Source organism: Pseudoalteromonas sp. KAN5, from assembly GCF_022846535.1.
GTDB lineage: Bacteria > Pseudomonadota > Gammaproteobacteria > Enterobacterales > Alteromonadaceae > Pseudoalteromonas > Pseudoalteromonas haloplanktis.
This window is the reverse complement of the sequence record NZ_AP025589.1, coordinates 1,837,072-1,855,080: the sequence shown is the minus strand read 5'-3', so window position 1 is coordinate 1,855,080 and position 18,009 is coordinate 1,837,072. Positions and strand designations below refer to the sequence as shown.

General features: G+C 41.1%; 13 protein-coding genes. 12 read left to right on the top strand and 1 reads right to left on the bottom strand.

The window, feature by feature from the left end:
- Positions 1-256: 256 nt before the first annotated feature.
- The 6 genes from KAN5_RS08150 (at position 257) to ihfA (ending at position 9,055) form a co-directional block, all read left to right on the top strand.
- On the top strand, positions 257-3,337 hold the full coding sequence (locus KAN5_RS08150; protein ID WP_244390889.1) for a TonB-dependent receptor: 3,081 nt from the start codon (positions 257-259) through the stop codon (positions 3,335-3,337).
- Positions 3,338-3,462: 125 nt separating this feature from the next.
- The gene (locus tag KAN5_RS08145; RefSeq protein WP_244390888.1) at positions 3,463-4,518 is read left to right on the top strand and encodes a DUF2066 domain-containing protein; all 1,056 of its coding nucleotides are present in this window, start codon (positions 3,463-3,465) and stop codon (positions 4,516-4,518) included.
- Complete coding sequence (gene hda / locus KAN5_RS08140; protein WP_016707766.1) at positions 4,518-5,228, top strand: DnaA inactivator Hda; 711 nt, start codon at positions 4,518-4,520, stop codon at positions 5,226-5,228. The genes KAN5_RS08145 and hda overlap by 1 nt, the downstream gene beginning before the upstream one ends.
- Before the next feature lie 147 nt (positions 5,229-5,375).
- On the top strand, positions 5,376-6,356 hold the full coding sequence (gene pheS / locus KAN5_RS08135) for a phenylalanine--tRNA ligase subunit alpha (protein WP_016707765.1): 981 nt from the start codon (positions 5,376-5,378) through the stop codon (positions 6,354-6,356).
- Between the two features lie 15 nt (positions 6,357-6,371).
- Positions 6,372-8,759 carry a phenylalanine--tRNA ligase subunit beta gene (gene pheT, locus KAN5_RS08130; RefSeq protein ID WP_016707764.1) on the top strand — a complete coding sequence of 796 codons (2,388 nt, stop codon included), beginning with the start codon at positions 6,372-6,374 and terminating at the stop codon, positions 8,757-8,759.
- Between the two features lie 2 nt (positions 8,760-8,761).
- Complete coding sequence (ihfA, locus tag KAN5_RS08125; protein WP_016707763.1) at positions 8,762-9,055, top strand: integration host factor subunit alpha; 294 nt, start codon at positions 8,762-8,764, stop codon at positions 9,053-9,055.
- A 70-nt stretch (positions 9,056-9,125) separates the two neighbouring features.
- On the opposite strand, the gene KAN5_RS08120 is transcribed toward ihfA, so the two are convergent.
- Positions 9,126-9,926 carry a DUF2989 domain-containing protein gene (locus tag KAN5_RS08120; RefSeq protein WP_244390887.1) on the bottom strand — a complete coding sequence of 267 codons (801 nt, stop codon included), beginning with the start codon at positions 9,924-9,926 and terminating at the stop codon, positions 9,126-9,128.
- A 176-nt stretch (positions 9,927-10,102) separates the two neighbouring features.
- Between KAN5_RS08120 and KAN5_RS08115 the strand changes: the two genes are divergently transcribed.
- From KAN5_RS08115 to KAN5_RS08090, 6 genes are all read left to right on the top strand, one after another.
- Positions 10,103-11,545, top strand: coding sequence for a glyceraldehyde-3-phosphate dehydrogenase (locus KAN5_RS08115; protein WP_016707761.1), 1,443 nt, complete (start codon positions 10,103-10,105; stop codon positions 11,543-11,545).
- Between the two features lie 208 nt (positions 11,546-11,753).
- A complete protein-coding gene (locus tag KAN5_RS08110) occupies positions 11,754-12,884 on the top strand; it encodes a M14-type cytosolic carboxypeptidase (protein WP_244390886.1) in 1,131 nt (376 codons plus the stop codon).
- Between the two features lie 175 nt (positions 12,885-13,059).
- Positions 13,060-14,571 (top strand): alanine/glycine:cation symporter family protein, encoded by a 1,512-nt coding sequence (locus KAN5_RS08105; RefSeq protein ID WP_016707759.1) that lies wholly within the window; start codon positions 13,060-13,062, stop codon positions 14,569-14,571.
- Between the two features lie 143 nt (positions 14,572-14,714).
- Positions 14,715-15,041 (top strand): hypothetical protein, encoded by a 327-nt coding sequence (locus tag KAN5_RS08100; protein WP_016707758.1) that lies wholly within the window; start codon positions 14,715-14,717, stop codon positions 15,039-15,041.
- 1 nt (position 15,042) lies between these two features.
- On the top strand, positions 15,043-15,324 hold the full coding sequence (locus KAN5_RS08095; protein WP_016707757.1) for a DUF1315 family protein: 282 nt from the start codon (positions 15,043-15,045) through the stop codon (positions 15,322-15,324).
- Positions 15,314-17,998 carry a DUF349 domain-containing protein gene (locus KAN5_RS08090; RefSeq protein ID WP_244390885.1) on the top strand — a complete coding sequence of 895 codons (2,685 nt, stop codon included), beginning with the start codon at positions 15,314-15,316 and terminating at the stop codon, positions 17,996-17,998. The genes KAN5_RS08095 and KAN5_RS08090 overlap by 11 nt, the downstream gene beginning before the upstream one ends.
- Positions 17,999-18,009: the final 11 nt, after the last annotated feature.

Below are 18,009 nucleotides of genomic sequence, written 5' to 3'. Positions count from 1 at the left end.
AACTTTTTAAAGCTCAATTTTAGTTATAATTGTTTTTATTTAGATGTAAATATTTTAATTTAATTGTTTTTGTTGATTGGAATAAATTATTTGAATGTAATAAAAGGATCTGTTAACTTCACGCTTCCTTAATCATTTATTCATTATTTATCTATTTCTGGTGATTTTATATTCACCACGTGTGCTGATCAGTTTAGTAAAAGAAGCATTCAAATGTTCTTCAGTCTTGATAGATAAACTATGTTTTGGAGTTTTGATGAAACAAAAAACGGTAAAAAAAACCATAGTGGCGACGCAAATCGCCTTATTATTAGGATCTGCTTTTTCTGTTACAACATTTGCAAATGAACTTGATCAAGTAGCAAGGCCATCAACCGCCGAACAAGATCAGCAAAAGCAAATAGATAACGATGTAGAAGTGATTCAAGTCACTGGTATTCGTGGTTCATTACGTGATAATTTAAATAATAAACGCTTTTCTGACGCAATTGTTGACTCAATAAACACGGAAGATATTGCTAAAAATCCCGACCGCAATATGGCAGAGGCCTTACAGCGTGTACCAGGTGTGCAAATTACGAATGAATTTGGCGAAGGCTCACAAGTGTCAATCCGTGGTACTGCACCACAATTTACTAATACACTGTTAAACGGTCAGTCTCTTGAATCAGCAGCTTCACTTCCATTAAGGGAAGAAAGCGCTTCATTCGATTTTTCATCGATGTCTGCTGATCAAATATCTAAGATTGAAGTATTTAAATCACCGCAAGCCAATCTACCAGCTGGTGGTATTGGCGGAACCGTAATTTTACATACGAAAAAGCCATTAGAGCGTGAAAATCATTCTGGTTACCTTAAAGCTGAAGCGAACTATAACGATGCGTATGATAAAACGTCACCACAGATGAGCGGTCTTTACAATTGGATAAATGAAGAAGGCTCATTTGGTACATCACTCAACCTCAGTTACCAAGAAGTTAATACCCAGCGCGATGGTAATGAAGCGATTGGTGGTTGGTATGGCTATTATCGTAATGATAAACCGAACCAAATAAATAACTCGCTTGATGATAACAACGTCTATAACACCAGCAGTGATACTTATGAAAAGCCAGGCGCTTATTGGGGGATACCTAATTCCGCTCGCTTCTTTCGTGAGAAAAAACGTTTAAATGGTACGCTTGCTTTTCAATATCAACCAACGGATGAGCTAAACTTTAATTTAGATTATACCTATAACTACAACGATAATGACAACGAATCGCACGCGATGCTTATGCGCAACTATTACTTAGCACGTTGGGCTTATTCTACGGGTGAAGCTAACTCGGCTCCAGGCTACGATGTTGACCGTATTCAAGATTTGCTATTGCATGCGCAAGGTAATGTAAATGATATTACCGCTGTTAATTCGCAGGGGGTTCGCTATGGCGATCCTATCAATAACTTACTTGCGATGGAGTTTCAGGATCGAGATGGCAGCGATGCCAGTAATGATCAATTAAACTTTACCGTTGATTATCAGTTTGATGATGTGTTTGTTAAATTTCAAGTTGGCCGTTCTACTTCAGAGTCTTACGTGTCTGATTTTGGTACTGAGTTTAACTTAAATTTTCAAGAAGGCGTGGATACCGGTCTCAGCGATGTGGGGGTATATTATGATTATGATGCTGACTCAAATACGCCGGGCTGGGGGGTAACAGGGGGAGCCGAAAACTGGCTTGCAAACCCAACCTCTGAAATGTACCTCAATGGCTTTTTTAAACGTGAGCAATTTAGAGAAAATAATGAAAACTATTTTCAAGGTGATATTACTTGGTCTTTAGATAATGAATTCTATATCACATCTATCGAATCAGGCTTTAAAATTCGTAAAAAGTCCTCACAAAACTCACGTTATCTTGCTAATTCTAAGCGTGGCGAAGGAGAGCGAATTATTGCAGGAGAGCTTGCCAGTGGGACTATTTCAGGTGTCCGTGACGGCGTAGGTACTTTCCCGCAAGCATTTTTTGATGTGGATAAAAATGTGCGTGATGATATTTGGCAAAATGATCATCTAGTTGTTGATAATTTAGATAACTGTGAAGCAGCATTAGCTGCGGATGGGTCTGGTTATCGTGGTTGTCGTACCGGCTTCCAAGAAGAGCAGGCGCAATTTTACGATCAAGGCAGTGATATCAACGAAGCCTATATTATGGCAAATATTGGTGGTGGAAAATGGCGTGGTAACATCGGCGTTCGTTTTGTAGATACTGAGCGTTCATCACTTAACTATCAAAGTGTGGGGGTCGATGAACTTGGTAATACTATTTGGCAGCCTGTATCTACTCAATCAGATACGCAAGACGTATTGCCAAGTATGAACCTAAGCTACAATTTGACCGACGAGTTAGTTATACGCACAGCGGCCTCTAAAGTGATTGATCACCCAAGCTTGGCACAATTACGAGATGGTTACGATATTAGTGGTACTTATGATGATCAAGGTGCGGTTAACGAAGAGGATGCACAGCGCGTAGGTGTTGTGGGTAACCCTGATTTAGCATCATATCAAGCAAATCAATTTGAACTTGGTTTAGAGTGGTACTTTACTGATTCGTCGCTAGTTGGTATTACGGCTTTTTATAAAGACTTAAAAAATATCATCCGCAGCCAAACCTCCATCCGTGATTTAACGGGAGCAGGTTTATACACTAATGATGGTCAGCTGGCTGAAGGTGAGTACGCAATTACCTCTAACTATAATGTTGGTGAGCAGCAAATTAATGGTTACGAAGTGCAGCTACAGCATGATTTTGGTAATGGTTTTGGAGTACAAGGTAATTACACTTTTATCAATGTGCCTGATGAAGAATTTACTTCGCAAGATTATACACCAATCACTGAAACCGATGATAATGGCGATGTTATTGTAACTGGTTTTGAAACTGATACACCTTACACTGAAAACGTTCGCTCTGAAGGTAACTCAAAACACACAGGTAATGCACAAGTGTATTTTGAAAATGAATCGTTTTCCGCGCGCCTTTCTTATAATTATCGCTCACAGTATTTTGTTGGCCCTGACTCGCAATCAGACCTTGTGGTTGATGATAGGCAGTCAATTGATATGAAACTGACTTATCAAATTACTGAGAATATTATGTCAACTTTCTCAGTAACAAATTTGCTGGATGAAGCACAAGAATATTATTTCATTCGTAAACAAATTGAAGTGCCAGAAGGTGGTATTCCTCAAGGACAAGAAGCTTATTACACGCAGCGTAAAGAAAAGGTTGCAGGTAATAACTACACGACCGGGCGTAACTTTTATGTTGGCTTGAACTGGAATTTTTAATTTTTACTTATTTCAGCTTGTTAAAAACCACTTATTCGTAAGTGGTTTTTTTACTAATATATTTTTGCTTTGTTGGTAGCTTTGAATTAGGATCAAATCAGTTTAAAACCAAGAACTAATGCCCTGTGTCTAGATTACTTATAGTTATTGCCGCCATTTTCCTAAGCTTCACTGCGACAGCGGTTGAAGTGACTGATCTATATCAAGATGTTTTAAAAGTATCTGACAAATCTCGTGATGCTCGATTGAATGCCAGCCGTGAAGCGTTACTCAATGTACTGGTCAAGGTCAGCGGTGATCCCGACGCGGATAAAAATCCTGCCGCTCAGCAACGCAGCAAAGATATTTCAGATTACATGCTCAAATTTGAGTACGACGAAAAAGCAGATGGTCAACTGAATTTGGTGGTTAAATTTGAGGCGAATAAGATCAACGCCCTTGTCAAAGAACTCGGCCTGCCGTTGTGGGGGACGCGTCGTCCACTTGTGGCTATTTGGCTTGCCATTGAAGACAATTGGCGCCGTGAGCTTGTGACACAAGAAAGCTACCCACAACTAGAGCAATTAATTTATAGTACCGCGGCCCGTCGTGGCGTGCCTGTTGTGGTACCGTTACTTGATTTACAAGACCGTGCGCTGGTAGGTATACCAGAAGTGTGGGGGAACTTCTCTGAGCCGGTAGAGCAGGCGTCAAGTCGTTACAGTGCTGAACGCAGCATTACCGCACGATTGTACAAACAAGCAGACAGCGAAGTATGGCTACTTGATTGGCGATTTACAAACGACGACTTATTCGAAGCAAATAGAGTCTCTGGGGATAAACAACAAGCAATCGCTTTAATGATTGACAGTTTAGCCGCAGGGTTGGCAACTGAGTACGCGGTTGATCCAAACTCCACATCGCAGCAGGCTCAAGCGGTATTTAAATTAAAAGGCACCAACAACTTTGTTGATATTGAATTGGCAAAACGTCAGTTACAAAGTCTAAGTGTAGTGACACAAGTGACTATTATCTCGCGTACACCTGAGGTGGTTAGTTTTGCTCTAAATCACACTGGAAGTATGAATGATTTGCAAAAAGCATTAGAACTTGACCGTGCCTTTAAACCCTTTGTGGACCCGCGTGCATTTTACCCTGTAGCAGCGAAAAACGATCTAGAATATCAGTGGGTTGGTCTCTAATGCAGGCAATGGAACCGGTGCAAATGGCATTACCGGTAACATTACCAGATGATGAAACCTTTGCCTCTTACTTTGGCGGCGAAAACTCACTGGAAGTAAGCCATTTAAAAAATGCGTTTGCAAGTTTGTCGACCACATTTCAGTATACTTACTTGTGTGGCTTGGGGGATTCGGGTAAATCACATTTACTGTATGCGACCTGTATTCATGCCCAAGAGCATGGCTTATCGACTATGTTGTTATCCATGCGAGAAGTGATTGATTTTGGTCCTATGGTGCTTGATGGTTTAGATACCCTCGATGTGTTGTGTATTGATGATGTGCACTTAGTCGCTGGCAACGATGCTTGGGAAAAAGCACTGTTTAACTTTTTTAATCGTTTTAATGAACCGGGTAAGTGCCTAGTAGTGACCGCTGATTTGCTCCCTGACATGCTTAACATTAGTCTGCCAGATCTTGAATCAAGGCTAAAGTGGGGCACCACATTTCAAATTCGCTCAATGAGTGATGATGATAAAGCCGAAGCTTTAGTGAAACGTGCCAATATGCGAGGTTTAGAACTTAGTGATGAATGTGCGCGGTTTTTATTAACCCGCTTAAGTCGTGATATGCGAGCACTGCTCGATGTGCTTGATAAACTCGATCATGCATCAATGGCCGCACAACGTAAACTCACCATCCCGTTCATAAAATCCACCCTCAAACTCTAGTTAAATCTGCGAATGTTCCCATTTTGTTTAATCAGAATGGGAAAGAATTCAAGAAGATTGGTATAAGGTCTAGAATCTAGCCTGTGCTTTCAGTTATCATTAGCTATTACTAAAATGCAATCACCTCTGTGAAAGATCAGGTATCGAATGAACTTAGAAAATATATTAGCGCAAGCACTTGAGGCGGTCGCCAGTGCCAGTGAAATCGCGCAGCTTGAAGATATCAGGGTTAACTACCTTGGTAAAAAAGGCGAAATCACTAACCTATTAAAAACCCTTGGTAAAATTGCCCCTGAAGAACGCAAAGAAGCTGGTCAAGTGATCAACCAAGCCAAGCAAGACGTGCAAGTTGCAATTAATGAAAAACGTGAGTTACTGGCTAGCAAAGCCCTTGAAGAAAAGCTCGCTGCTGAAACAATCGATGTAACTTTACCAGGGCGTGTTATGCCAACAGGTGGTTTACACCCAGTAACACGTACAATTGAACGTATTGAAAGCTTTTTTGGTGAATTAGGTTTTGCTGTTAAATCAGGCCCTGAAGTAGAAGATGACTTTCATAACTTTGACGCGTTAAATATTCCTGAGCATCACCCAGCTCGCGCTGATCACGATACCTTTTATTTTAATCCAAAATTGGTTTTACGTACGCAAACCAGTGGCGTGCAAATTCGTACCATGGAAACCGAACAACCGCCGCTGCGTATTATTTCGCCTGGGCGTGTATATCGCAACGATTATGACCAAACTCACACACCAATGTTCCATCAGGTGGAAGGCTTAATGGTTGATACAGATGTTAGCTTCACAGAGCTAAAAGGTATTTTGCATGATTTCTTACGTAACTTTTTTGAAGAAGACATGGAAATTCGTTTCCGTCCTTCATTTTTCCCATTTACAGAGCCTTCAGCTGAAGTGGACGTAATGGGCAAAGACGGCAAATGGTTAGAAGTATTAGGTTGCGGAATGGTGCACCCGAATGTACTTAAATCTGTAGGTATCGATCCTGAAAAATACACCGGCTTTGCTTTTGGTATGGGTGTCGAGCGTTTAACCATGTTGCGATATGGTGTGAACGACTTACGAGCGTTTTTCGAAAACGATTTAAAATTCCTTAATCAGTTCCGTTAAGAGTGAAGAAATAACATGAAATTTAGTGAAAAGTGGTTAAGAGAGTGGGTTAATCCTGCAATTGACACGCAGGCTCTTTCGGAACAGTTATCGATGGCTGGCCTAGAAGTAGATGGTATAGAGTCAGCTGCTGCAAAGTTTTCAGGCGTGGTTGTCGGTGAAGTGGTTGAGTGCGGCCAACACCCAGATGCAGACAAATTACGCGTAACAAAAATTAATGTCGGTGGCGATGAGCTACTCGATATTGTGTGCGGTGCACCAAACTGCCGTCAAGGCATTAAAGTTGCTGTAGCAACTGTTGGCGCTGTGTTACCTGGCGATTTTAAGATTAAAAAAGCCAAACTACGCGGCCAACCGTCTCACGGTATGCTGTGTGCGTTTGTAGAGCTAGGTATTAGCGAAGAAGGCGACGGCATCATGGAGTTACCAAGTGATGCACCTGTGGGCACCGACTTACGTGAGTATTTAAGCCTTGATGACAACATCATTGATGTTGATTTAACCCCTAACCGTGGCGACTGCCTTGGTATTAAAGGGATTGCCCGTGAAGTAGGTGTACTTAACAGCATTGATGTTAAAGCACTGGATATTCCTGCGGTGACACCGACAATTGACGATAAAGTATCGATTGAATTGGTCAATGAAGATGCGTGTCCACGTTACTTAGGGCGTGTGATCAAAGGCATTAACCTAGACGCGCAAACGCCACTGTGGATGGTTGAAAAACTGCGTCGTAGTGGTGTGCGCGCAATTGATCCTGTCGTCGATGTAACTAATTATGTGTTACTTGAACTTGGTCATCCAATGCACGCGTTTGATTTAAATGCTATTGAAGGTGGTATCAAAGTGCGTAGCGCCAACGCTGGGGAAGAGCTGGTATTACTTGATGGCAACACAGCAAAGTTAAATGAATCGACATTAGTGATTGCCGATCATAACAAAGCGCTTGCTATTGCAGGTATTTTTGGTGGTGAGCAATCAGGCGTTACAGAGCAAACGACTGATATTTTATTAGAAAGCGCGTTTTTCAATCCGGTAGCAATTGCAGGTCAAGCTCGCAGCTACGGCTTACATACTGATGCATCGCATCGTTATGAGCGAGGTGTTGATTTTGCACTACAACATGATGCAATGGAGCGTGCAACAGCCTTACTACTTGAAATCGTAGGCGGTCAAGCAGGTCCTGTGGTTGAAGCTGTTGCAGCTGATAAGTTACCTAAGGTCACCGAAGTGCGCCTGCGTCGTGCACGTTTAGACCGCGTTATTGGCCATCATATTGATGATGCGAAAGTAACAGACATTTTAACCCGCTTAGGCCTTGATGTTAAAATTGTTGATGGTGTGTGGAGCGCGGATGTACCAAGCTACCGTTTTGATATCCGTATTGAAGAGGACTTAATCGAAGAAGTTGCTCGTGTATATGGTTACAATAGCATTCCAAATGTAGCACCAACTGCTAAATTAAAAATGACTACGCACAATGAAGCGACAATTGCGGTGAATAAATTCCGTAATACCTTAGTGACTCGTGGTTACCAAGAAGCAATCACATACAGCTTTGTTGATCCTAAAGCACAAACTATTTTGCACCCAAATAGCGATGCGCTCGTTTTACCACATCCTATTTCGATTGAAATGTCGGCAATGCGAGTGAGTTTAATGCCGGGTTTACTTGCGTCAGTAATGTATAACCAAAACCGTCAGCAACCACGTATTCGTTTATTTGAGCATGGCCTTAAATTTTTACGTGATGAGAATGCTGAAAATGGCGTTAATCAAGTGGCGGTTATTGGTGGTGCGATCACCGGTCTTGCCCATGGTGAGCACTGGATTGAAGAAAAACGTGTCGTTGATTTTTATGACTTAAAAGGTGATGTTGAAGCATTACTTTCATTAACCAATGATATAACACGTTTTGAGATCAAAGCAGAACAATCAGATGGCCTACATCCGGGTCAATCTGCAGTGATTTATGTTGATGGTAAAAAAGTTGGTTTTTTTGGTGCTATTCATCCTCAAGTACAAAAATCGTTAGATATCAATAATGCGACTTATGTGTTTGAAATTGAAATGTCTGCCATTGAAAAAAGAAATTTACCAGAGGCTGTTGGAGTTTCGAAGTTCCCTTCAAACCGCCGCGACATCGCGATTTTAGTGGAAAATCAGGTTAAATCTGGCGACATTTTATCAGTGATAGAAAAAGTTGGCGGAAATCAATTGGTTGACCTAAACTTATTCGATGTGTATAAGGGCAAAGGTATTGAGCCAAATTACAAGAGTTTGGCGATTGCTCTAACACTGCAGGCGGTTGATAGAACACTCGAAGAGAAAGATATCAATCTAGTAGTTGATAACGTGGTGGCCGCACTGGCCGAACAGTTTAATGCATCGTTGAGGGACTAGATATGGCGCTTACTAAAGCCGACATAGCTGAACACCTATTTGAAAAATTGGGGATCAATAAAAAGGATGCCAAAGATTTAGTTGAAGCGTTTTTTGAAGAAATCCGCTCAGCGCTTGAAAAAGGCGAGCAGGTTAAGCTCTCTGGATTTGGTAACTTTGATCTTCGTGACAAGAAAGAAAGGCCTGGCCGTAACCCGAAAACAGGGGAAGATATCCCTATTTCGGCGCGACGTGTTGTGACTTTTCGACCGGGTCAAAAGCTGAAAACTCGTGTTGAAGTCGGCACGAGCAAATAAATTAAAAAAGGCAGCGTAAGCTGCCTTTTTCTTTGCTATTGCGCAAATTTATCAGTATTAAATATTGAGCCTAAAATTCGCGTGGTGAGACAAACTGACCGGATTGGATGCTGTCATAAGTTTGCTGTGCCAATGTATCTAAACTATCCAGACTTTTTCCTGCCGCAGTTAATTGTTGTTCAATCGGAAATATTTCGACATTGGTTATTCCAGAAAGCTGTGCAACCTTGGCAAAAGTATAGGCGTGTTTATATTTTTCATGTTTATAAAATAAACTGACCAAAGTGGTGTAAATTTCAGGGTTGGGAGTTTCGTTTGCTTTATTTAACTCTAAAGTTTTATAAAGTAAATCAATAGTCTTTTCTTCATCAAATTTAATAAAGTAACTGGCTAAGAAAAACTGCATTTCAGCACTTTGTGTCACACTGGGATCGTTTTCAAGCGCAAGCAACTTAGTAAGTGCTGACTGATTATTATTGCGTGACCAGTGATAATATAATAAGCCAGGATGATCAGTATTTTTGGTATCTTGATAAAGCCGTGTCATTTCTTTGATGCTGGTTAAGTGTGCTTCTACACGAGATGTGGTCTTTGTTTTTAATTTGATATGCTCAATTTTTGCTGCTAGCGAGACACACTGATCGTATTTTTCAAACCCTTTCAATAATAGGTACTTGTTATCATCTGTTGGTTGTTTATATTCATGATAGCGGGCCATGATCACCTCAGCGCGGAGCGCTTTACAGTGACTGTCTGTATTTAAATCATTACATAACCCCGGTGTATCCTCACACACTTTAGTAAGTGTTAACGGTTGTTCGCACCCAGTTAACGCTAATAAACTTAGTAAAACACTTACCCTAAGTAACATTCCTTAACCCCACCTTAATAATTTCTTTATTATTCTAGCTTAATGAATTGCTCTGTAACAGTGGAGAATAAAGTTAGTTTAAATTAGAATAGCGCTGCCCACTGAGGCGTATTGCTCTCAAAACACAATATGTCTTAAGGCTATCCGTTCAAAAATTGTTTAATTAGGTAAAAAACATGACCTCATCTCACGAGTTAGAATACACAAATAGTTGGCAAGAACGCCAAGATTACGCTGAAAGCATGCAACCTATCATCGGTAAGCTGTATCGTAATCGCGGTATTGAAATCGCTGTATATGGCCGTCCTCTCGTTAATGCTAGTACTATTGATATCATCAAGTCTCACAAAACAGTGGCACAATTTGAAGGCACTAAATTACGTTTACGCGAAAGCTTCCCGTTTTTAGAAGCTATCAGCAAAATGGATTTAAACTCTGCACGTATTGATATCGGTAAACTTGCTTACGGTTATTTATTTAACGATGCGGCAAATGGTCGTTCTATTGAAGCGTATTTAAACGACGAATTAGCTGAAATTATCAACTCACAAGCAAAAGAGCCACGTGATGTTGTGCTCTACGGCTTTGGCCGTATTGGTCGTTTATTAGCACGTTTGTTAATTGAAAAGTCAGGTCCTTATGCTGATTTACGTTTACGTGCGATTGTTGTACGTGGTGGTAAAGATGGCGATCTTGAAAAGCGTGCGAGCTTATTACGTCGCGACTCAATTCATGGTCCATTCAATGGGTCAATCACCATTGATAAAGAGCGCAATGCAATTAAAGCAAACGGTAGCTACATTCAAGTTATCTATGCTAATTCACCAGATGAGATTGATTACACCTCGTATGGTATCGAAAACGCACTTATTGTTGATAATACCGGTATCTGGAAAGATGAAGCAGGGCTTGGTTTACACCTAAAATCAAAAGGCGCAGCGAAGGTCTTATTAACGGCACCGGCAAAAGGTAATATCAAAAACATCGTATACGGTGTTAATAACCACGATATTCTGCCTGAAGATAAAATTGTTTGTGCTGCAAGTTGTACAACAAATGCAATTACGCCAACATTAAAAGCATTGAATGATAAGTTTGGTATTAACAACGGTCACGTAGAAACAGTACACTCGTACACCAATGATCAAAACTTAATTGATAACTATCATAAAGCAGATCGTCGTGGTCGTGCTGCAGCGCTTAATATGGTTATTACTGAAACTGGCGCAGCAAAAGCTGTTTCAAAAGCATTGCCAGAGCTTGAAGGTAAATTAACGGGGAACGCAATCCGTGTTCCTACACCAAATGTATCTTTAGCTATTTTAAATCTTAACCTTGCTACAGGCACTACGGTTGAAGAATTAAACTCATTCTTACGCCATGCTGCTCTGCATTCTGAGTTACGTGATCAGATTGATTACACAGCCTCTACTGAAATCGTATCAACCGATTTAGTGGGAAGTCGTTATGCGGGTGTGGTTGATTCACAAGCGACCATTGTTGACGGTAATCGTGTCGTACTTTACGTTTGGTATGATAATGAGTTTGGTTACAGCTGTCAGGTTGTGCGCTGTATGCGTGACATGGCTGAGGTCTCATTCCCAAGCTTACCGCGTTAATAGGTCATAGCTTAAAATCTTTACAAAAAGCCAGCATTTGCTGGCTTTTTTAGTCGTGAATGTTTTTTCAAAACCAAAGCCATGTGGTAGGCTGTGTCTAGTTTGCTACATTTTAATAACAATGCGTCCATTACATTGGTACGTTCCTTAATTTCTCACTAACAAGCGAAAGGTGAGCGATTAACTTTTCATAGATAGGTTTAATAAAATGAAAATCACCAGTAATTTTGACAGTGGCAATATCAAAGTCATTGCCGCAACCGATCCACTTAATATTCAACTAGAAATCAATAAAGATCATTTATCTGATTTTTTTCAGTGGTTTCATTTTCGTCTAGAAACGACACCTTTTCAAAATCATAAACTGCATATCAATAACCTTGAAAACTCAGCTTACCCAGATGGTTGGGATGGTTATCAAGCGGTTGCATCGTATGATCGCCAAACATGGTTTCGAGTTCCTTCAAACTATGCTGATGGCACGTTGTCATTTGAAATAGAACCAGAATGTGGCACGGTGTATTTTGCTTACTTTGCACCATACAGTTACGAGCGTCATTTAGATTTAATTACTTGGGCGCAAAGCCAAGAAGCGTGTCAGTTAGAAACCTTAGGTGAAACGCTTGATGGCCGTGATATGAGCGTGCTGCGCATTGGTGGTGAAAGCGACGAGAATAAAAAGACAATTTGGATCACTGCGCGCCAGCATCCAGGTGAGACAATGGCTGAATGGTTCGTTGAAGGCGTATTGCATAAATTATTAGATGATGAAGATCCGCATGCTGCGGCCTTGTTATCAAAAGCAGTTTTCTACATTGTACCTAACATGAATCCTGATGGTAGTGTGCGTGGGCACTTACGTACTAACGCCAAAGGCGTGAATTTAAACCGTGAATGGCAAACACCAAGCATGGAAAATAGCCCTGAAGTGTATTTAGTACTAAATAAGATGCGTGAAACGGGTGTTGATATGCATTTGGATATTCATGGTGATGAAGCTATTCCATATAACTTTGTTGCAGGCAGTGAAGGTATACCCAGTTACGATGCGCGCTTAAAAGAATTAGAAGACAGTTTTAAAGCAGCGTTACACGTAGTGACTCCTGAGTTTCAAGATGTGCATGGTTATCCCAAAGATGAACCAGGTAAAGCAAACCTAACTGTTGGCTCGTCTGCTGTTGCAGAAGAGTTTAAGGCGCTTGCTTATACTGTAGAAATGCCGTTTAAAGATAATGACGGACTTCCTGATCCAGATTATGGCTGGTCAGATCGTCGCTCATATCAGTTTGGTCAAGATACGTTGGCTGCCATTGTCAACGTGGTTGATAAGTTACGCTAATATAAAAAGGGCATCATAGTGATGCCCTTATCATTTGCCAAAGCAAACATAAAATTGATAATAATTTTGCCATGTTTAGGCTAAGATTGATCGTATCAACAGGACAAGGTTGCGGATTCTGACTCAGATAGCAGAGTATCGTTAAACAATAATAAAAAAATAATAGAGGATATCCATGGAAGCTTTTGTAAGCGCTGTTAATGGCGTGGTTTGGAGTAATGCACTTATTTACTTATGTTTAGGCGCAGGCCTATTCTATTCTATTTTAACCCGCTTTGCGCAAGTTAGGCATTTCAAAGAAATGTGTAAGTTGCTGTTTAGCCCGAATACTTCAGATACGGGTATTTCGTCTTTTCAGGCGCTGGCAGTATCATTATCAGGGCGAGTAGGGGTTGGTAATATTGCTGGGGTGGCTGCGGCCATTGGCTTTGGTGGCCCAGGCGCTATTTTTTGGATGTGGATCGTGGCTTTTTTAGGTGCCAGCACCGCGTATGCAGAATCAACACTAGGACAAATATATAAAACTGAAGAAGATGGTCAGTACCGTGGTGGCCCGGCTTATTATTTCGACCGCTGTTTAGAACAAAAGTGGCTAGCGGTTTTATTTGCTGTGGCAGCAATTATTGCGTGTGGGGTGTTCTTACCAGGCGTACAAGCAAATGCTGTCGGCAATGCGTTTACGCAAGTATTTGGTAGTGGCACTATGGTGACAACTAGCTTCGGTGATGTCGGCAGTTTTAAACTGGTTGCATTGGCTATTATCTTAATTGTGCTAGCGTTCATTATTTTTGGCGGGATTAAACGTATAGCCAACTTTACTCAAGTTGTGGTGCCATTTATGGCATTAGGCTACATCATACTGGCGTTGATCGTGGTATTTTTAAATATCGATAAAGTACCGGGGATCTTTTCATTAATTATCTCTGATGCATTCACTGCCCAGGCAGGCTTTGGTGCTGCGATTGGTTGGGGTGTAAAACGCGGGATTTATTCTAACGAAGCAGGCCAAGGTACAGGCCCCCATGCTGCCGCTGCGGCAGAGGTTGACCACCCAGCTCAACAAGGTTTAGTGCAAGCTTTTTCTGTGTACGTTGATACACTTTTTGTTTGTACAGCAACTGCGCTAATGATTTTAATCACTCAGCAATACAACGTGGTGGGTGAATTACCTGCAGGGCAATTTATTGTTCAAAATGTCGATGCTGCGACAGAGGTTGGCTCAGCTGCTTTTACCCAAATGGCCTTATTTAGCGTGTTTGGTGGTTTTGGGGAAGCGTTTGTTGGTATCGCATTATTTTTCTTCGCGTTTACGACAATTTTGGCTTACTACTACATTGCAGAAACTAACGTTGCTTATTTAAATCGTTATTTTAAAGGCAGTATTCCACTGGTTATTGTCAAGCTAGTAATTATGTTTATGGTTTCATATGGTATGGTGAACAGCTCTGGTTACATTTGGAATATTGGTGACATTGGTGTCGGCTTAATGGCGTGGATCAATATTGTCGGGATCTTAGCAATATTTTTTGTCGCAAGACCCGCACTATTATGTTTACGTGACTATGAAGATCAAAAGAAAAGTGGGGGGCCAATTACCTTTGACCCTGTTAAGCTAGGCATCAAAAACGCGACTTTCTGGGAAAAGCGCCTTGCTGAACAAGCTAAAGCGACAGAGTCTAAAGACTAAGTTAGGTAATTAAAGCCGTTTTTTAATTCACACCGATTGGGTGCAATTGAAAAAAGACAACGACAAATAAAACACGTACAATAAAGGGCGCCGCAAGGCGCCTTTTTTATGCGTAGATTTTTATGCGAAGTATGGAGAAAGATATGGCGATTGTTAGTTGTCCTAGTTGTAATAAGTCAATATCAGATAAACATAAACAGTGCCCACACTGTGATAATAATGTAGCTCAGCTTGATGACGAGCAACGTCAACAGCTAGCGCGCGAAAAGCGTATTCAAAAACAGCAAATGTTTATGAATCACTCTTTTTTTGCGTTGATCATATTTTTAGGTGGCTTCTTTAGCTTATACTTTTTGCACCCAGAACCCGAAACGCCAACCTGGTACGCATGCGCCGCAGCCATTGGTATTGGCTGTATTTGGTATTTAATAAATCGCGTTATTTTAGTGATGCTGAAAAAGAAAAAATGACATGAACATCGACAATCTTGTAAAAACAATTACCCCAGAATTATTCGAACGCTTACAGTATGGTGCGGCAACAGGAAAATGGCCTGATGGCACTGTACTCAGTGACGAGCAAAAACAGCAGACCGTGCAATTAGTGATGCTTTACCAAGCTAAAGTTGCGCAAACAAATGAGCAATTTACCATTGGTTCTAATGGTGAAATGGTGCAAAAAACCAAAGCACAATTGCAAAAAGAATTCACCGCAGACAACGAAATAGCAAGGTTTAGTGAACATGATCTTTAAACACCTTTTTACCCCAAAGTGGAAACACCCCAAGCAGCAAGTACGTTTAGAGGCCATTGAAAAGCTTGATGTAGAGCGAGATGCGACTATTTTAAATGCATTAGCACTTGAAGACAGCTCAGCAGAAATCCGTAAAAAAGCACTGACTAAAGTTAATGACTTAGTACTGTGGTGGCAAGCATATAAGCAAGATCAAAGCTTAAAAGAACTGGCAGAACAACATATATCAAATGCCGTTCTGAGTGATGAAAGTAAACTGTCGAGCCAAATTAAAAATGAATATATTGAACGGTTTGCGCCAGTAAAAACCCTTGAAAAATTGGCGTTTGCAGAGAAAGAACTGCAAGTAAGGGCAAAGTTGTTAAAACGCTTAGCCAATCCAAAGCTAGTTGAAAAGGCATTTAAAGAAGGTTCAGCAGAGCTGCAAGTGCATCTTGTGGAGCAAGTAATAACGCATCAACTGGTGAAAAGCTTAGTTAAGCATGCACAGGGTGACGCCAAAGCAACACTTGAAACACATATTGAAAACGAGCGTCTAGCCATTGAAATGCCATTACAAGTGCAAAATGACACCCGTGTTATTTTAGCAAAGCTTAATGCACTGCGTGAAAAGCAAGACTTTATCGTAGTGACTCAACAATACGCTGAATTAATGGATCAATGGCAAGGGCTGGAACTGAGTTGGTTAAGCCCAGAGCAACGTGACACCGTTGCCACTAAATACACAGTCTTGACTGATAAGTTAAATGAACTAGTGAGTCAATTACAAGCTGAACATGATCAGCAACAGCAACGTTTAGCCCTGCAACAACGTCAGCTGCTAGCACTGGCAAATTTAGAAGCGCTCAGTGATGAAATTGAAAATGCATTGCAACTTGGTTTAGAAACGCCCGAGCAAATACAGCAAGATTGGTTAGATGCAAAAGTGGCGCAGGCACAAGACAGCTTGGCGCAAAGTGAATTACCAGATAATGCCCAACAACAGCAAATAACCACGCGACTAACGAGTTTATTTAGGCAAGTCGCTAAATTGCCAGAGCTTAGCGAAGCGATCAGTGCATTCAAAGCTGCATTAACCGAACTGAGTAATATCAGTACCGATGGCATTGAGCAAGCAAGTTACGATGATGCTGAACGCCATTTTAATCAAGCGTATAAAGCTGCTAAAGCACCATTGGCACAATTGCCAAAGACTTTGCAGGGGCCTTTTAAAGGCCAGCTTGCACAGCAGAAAGAACGTTGGAATACAGCCGTAGCGCCTATCAGTGATAAGCTAACTAAAAACCAACAACTTGCTGCTCGTAAAGGGCGTGATGTAAAACGCTTAATTGAACAAGGTCGTTTTAACGTTGCATTTGGTGTGTTTAAAGGCTTTATTGAGTTGTATGACACCCTAACTCCAAACAGTCAGCAAAGCCTTGAAAAGATTAAAACAGATCTTGAGCAGCAATTAGATAATGCCCGTGATTGGCAAAAATATGCCTCTGCACCGAAACGTGAGGAATTGTTGGCTGAGATCACAGTCTTACTTGAGCAACCTTGCACGGATGCGAAATCCCGCGCAACTGAAGTGAAAACATTACGCCGTCGTTGGAATGAGCTTGGTCGTTTAGATACTGAACAAGAGCAAGCACAAGGAAAAGAGTTTGATGACAAAATCGAGCTATTATTTGCCCCTTGTCGCGACTATTTTGCCGAGCTTGAACAGCAACGCGAAGCAACCAAACTTGAGCGTGAAGCTATTATTGAGCAAATGACGTTATTGAATGAAAGTGATACCACAATTGATGCTTTTGATTGGAAAGAGTTCGAAAGCCAGTACAACCGGATAAATAAAGCTTGGCGTAATGCAGGCAACGTTGAGCCGAAAGTATACCGCGCATTACAAACGCAATATAAGGCGCAGCAGCAACACGTATTTAATACTCTAAATACTTTTCACAAAGGCAATGCGGCAGCAAAAAATTCGCTAGTAGAGCAAGCGCAACAGCTAGCGCAAAGTGATGACTTAGCGAGTGCATGTCAGCAGTTAAAAGAATTACAACAGCAATGGCAACGTATTGGTTTTGCTGGTGTGAAAGCTGAAAATGCATTATGGCAAAAATTCCGCCAATTTAACGATGTCACCTTTGCTAAACGCAGTGAAGAGTTTGCCCAGCATAAAGAGCAACAAGCTGCCGACAATGCTATTATAATCGCTCAACTCGTTGAACTGGAAGATGCATTACCTGTCGTAAATCAAAAAGCGCAATTGCTGGATTTACGTACTAAAGTAGTTGTACTTGAAACGAACAAAGAATTAAATAATCGCATTGAAAAGTTATTAGCCAATATTGACGATAAACTTGCGGCTGTTACAGAGCAAGCTGCACAAGCTGATTTCGCCGCTTTATTTACTGCACTGCAAGACCAACAAGCAGTTCCTGCACAATGGCAAACGAGTGCTGATACGCAGCTAAGCGCTGCACAACTATTAGTACGAATGGAAATTTTGGCTAATGTTAGCAGCCCAGAAGGTATATCACGCATGGCTGAGCAAGTTGCTATGCTTGATGATAAACATCGCGGTGAACAAGCGGACTTACATTATTACTTAAAACAACTGTTGGCACTCAGCCAAGGTTCAGTTGAGAGTGACACACTAGCACGCTTAAAAGTCATTTTTGGTGCTTAAAACTAGACCCT

Coding starts and splice junctions, on each gene's coding strand:
- KAN5_RS08090 (WP_244390885.1), top strand. CDS start 15,314: ATGATCTTTAAACACCTTTTTACCCCAAAGTGGAAACACCCCAAGCAG.
- KAN5_RS08120 (WP_244390887.1), bottom strand. CDS start 9,926: ATGTTACTTAGGGTAAGTGTTTTACTAAGTTTATTAGCGTTAACTGGG.
- ihfA (WP_016707763.1), top strand. CDS start 8,762: ATGGCGCTTACTAAAGCCGACATAGCTGAACACCTATTTGAAAAATTG.
- pheS (WP_016707765.1), top strand. CDS start 5,376: ATGAACTTAGAAAATATATTAGCGCAAGCACTTGAGGCGGTCGCCAGT.
- hda (WP_016707766.1), top strand. CDS start 4,518: ATGCAGGCAATGGAACCGGTGCAAATGGCATTACCGGTAACATTACCA.
- KAN5_RS08105 (WP_016707759.1), top strand. CDS start 13,060: ATGGAAGCTTTTGTAAGCGCTGTTAATGGCGTGGTTTGGAGTAATGCA.
- KAN5_RS08095 (WP_016707757.1), top strand. CDS start 15,043: ATGAACATCGACAATCTTGTAAAAACAATTACCCCAGAATTATTCGAA.
- KAN5_RS08150 (WP_244390889.1), top strand. CDS start 257: ATGAAACAAAAAACGGTAAAAAAAACCATAGTGGCGACGCAAATCGCC.
- KAN5_RS08110 (WP_244390886.1), top strand. CDS start 11,754: ATGAAAATCACCAGTAATTTTGACAGTGGCAATATCAAAGTCATTGCC.
- KAN5_RS08100 (WP_016707758.1), top strand. CDS start 14,715: ATGGCGATTGTTAGTTGTCCTAGTTGTAATAAGTCAATATCAGATAAA.
- pheT (WP_016707764.1), top strand. CDS start 6,372: ATGAAATTTAGTGAAAAGTGGTTAAGAGAGTGGGTTAATCCTGCAATT.
- KAN5_RS08115 (WP_016707761.1), top strand. CDS start 10,103: ATGACCTCATCTCACGAGTTAGAATACACAAATAGTTGGCAAGAACGC.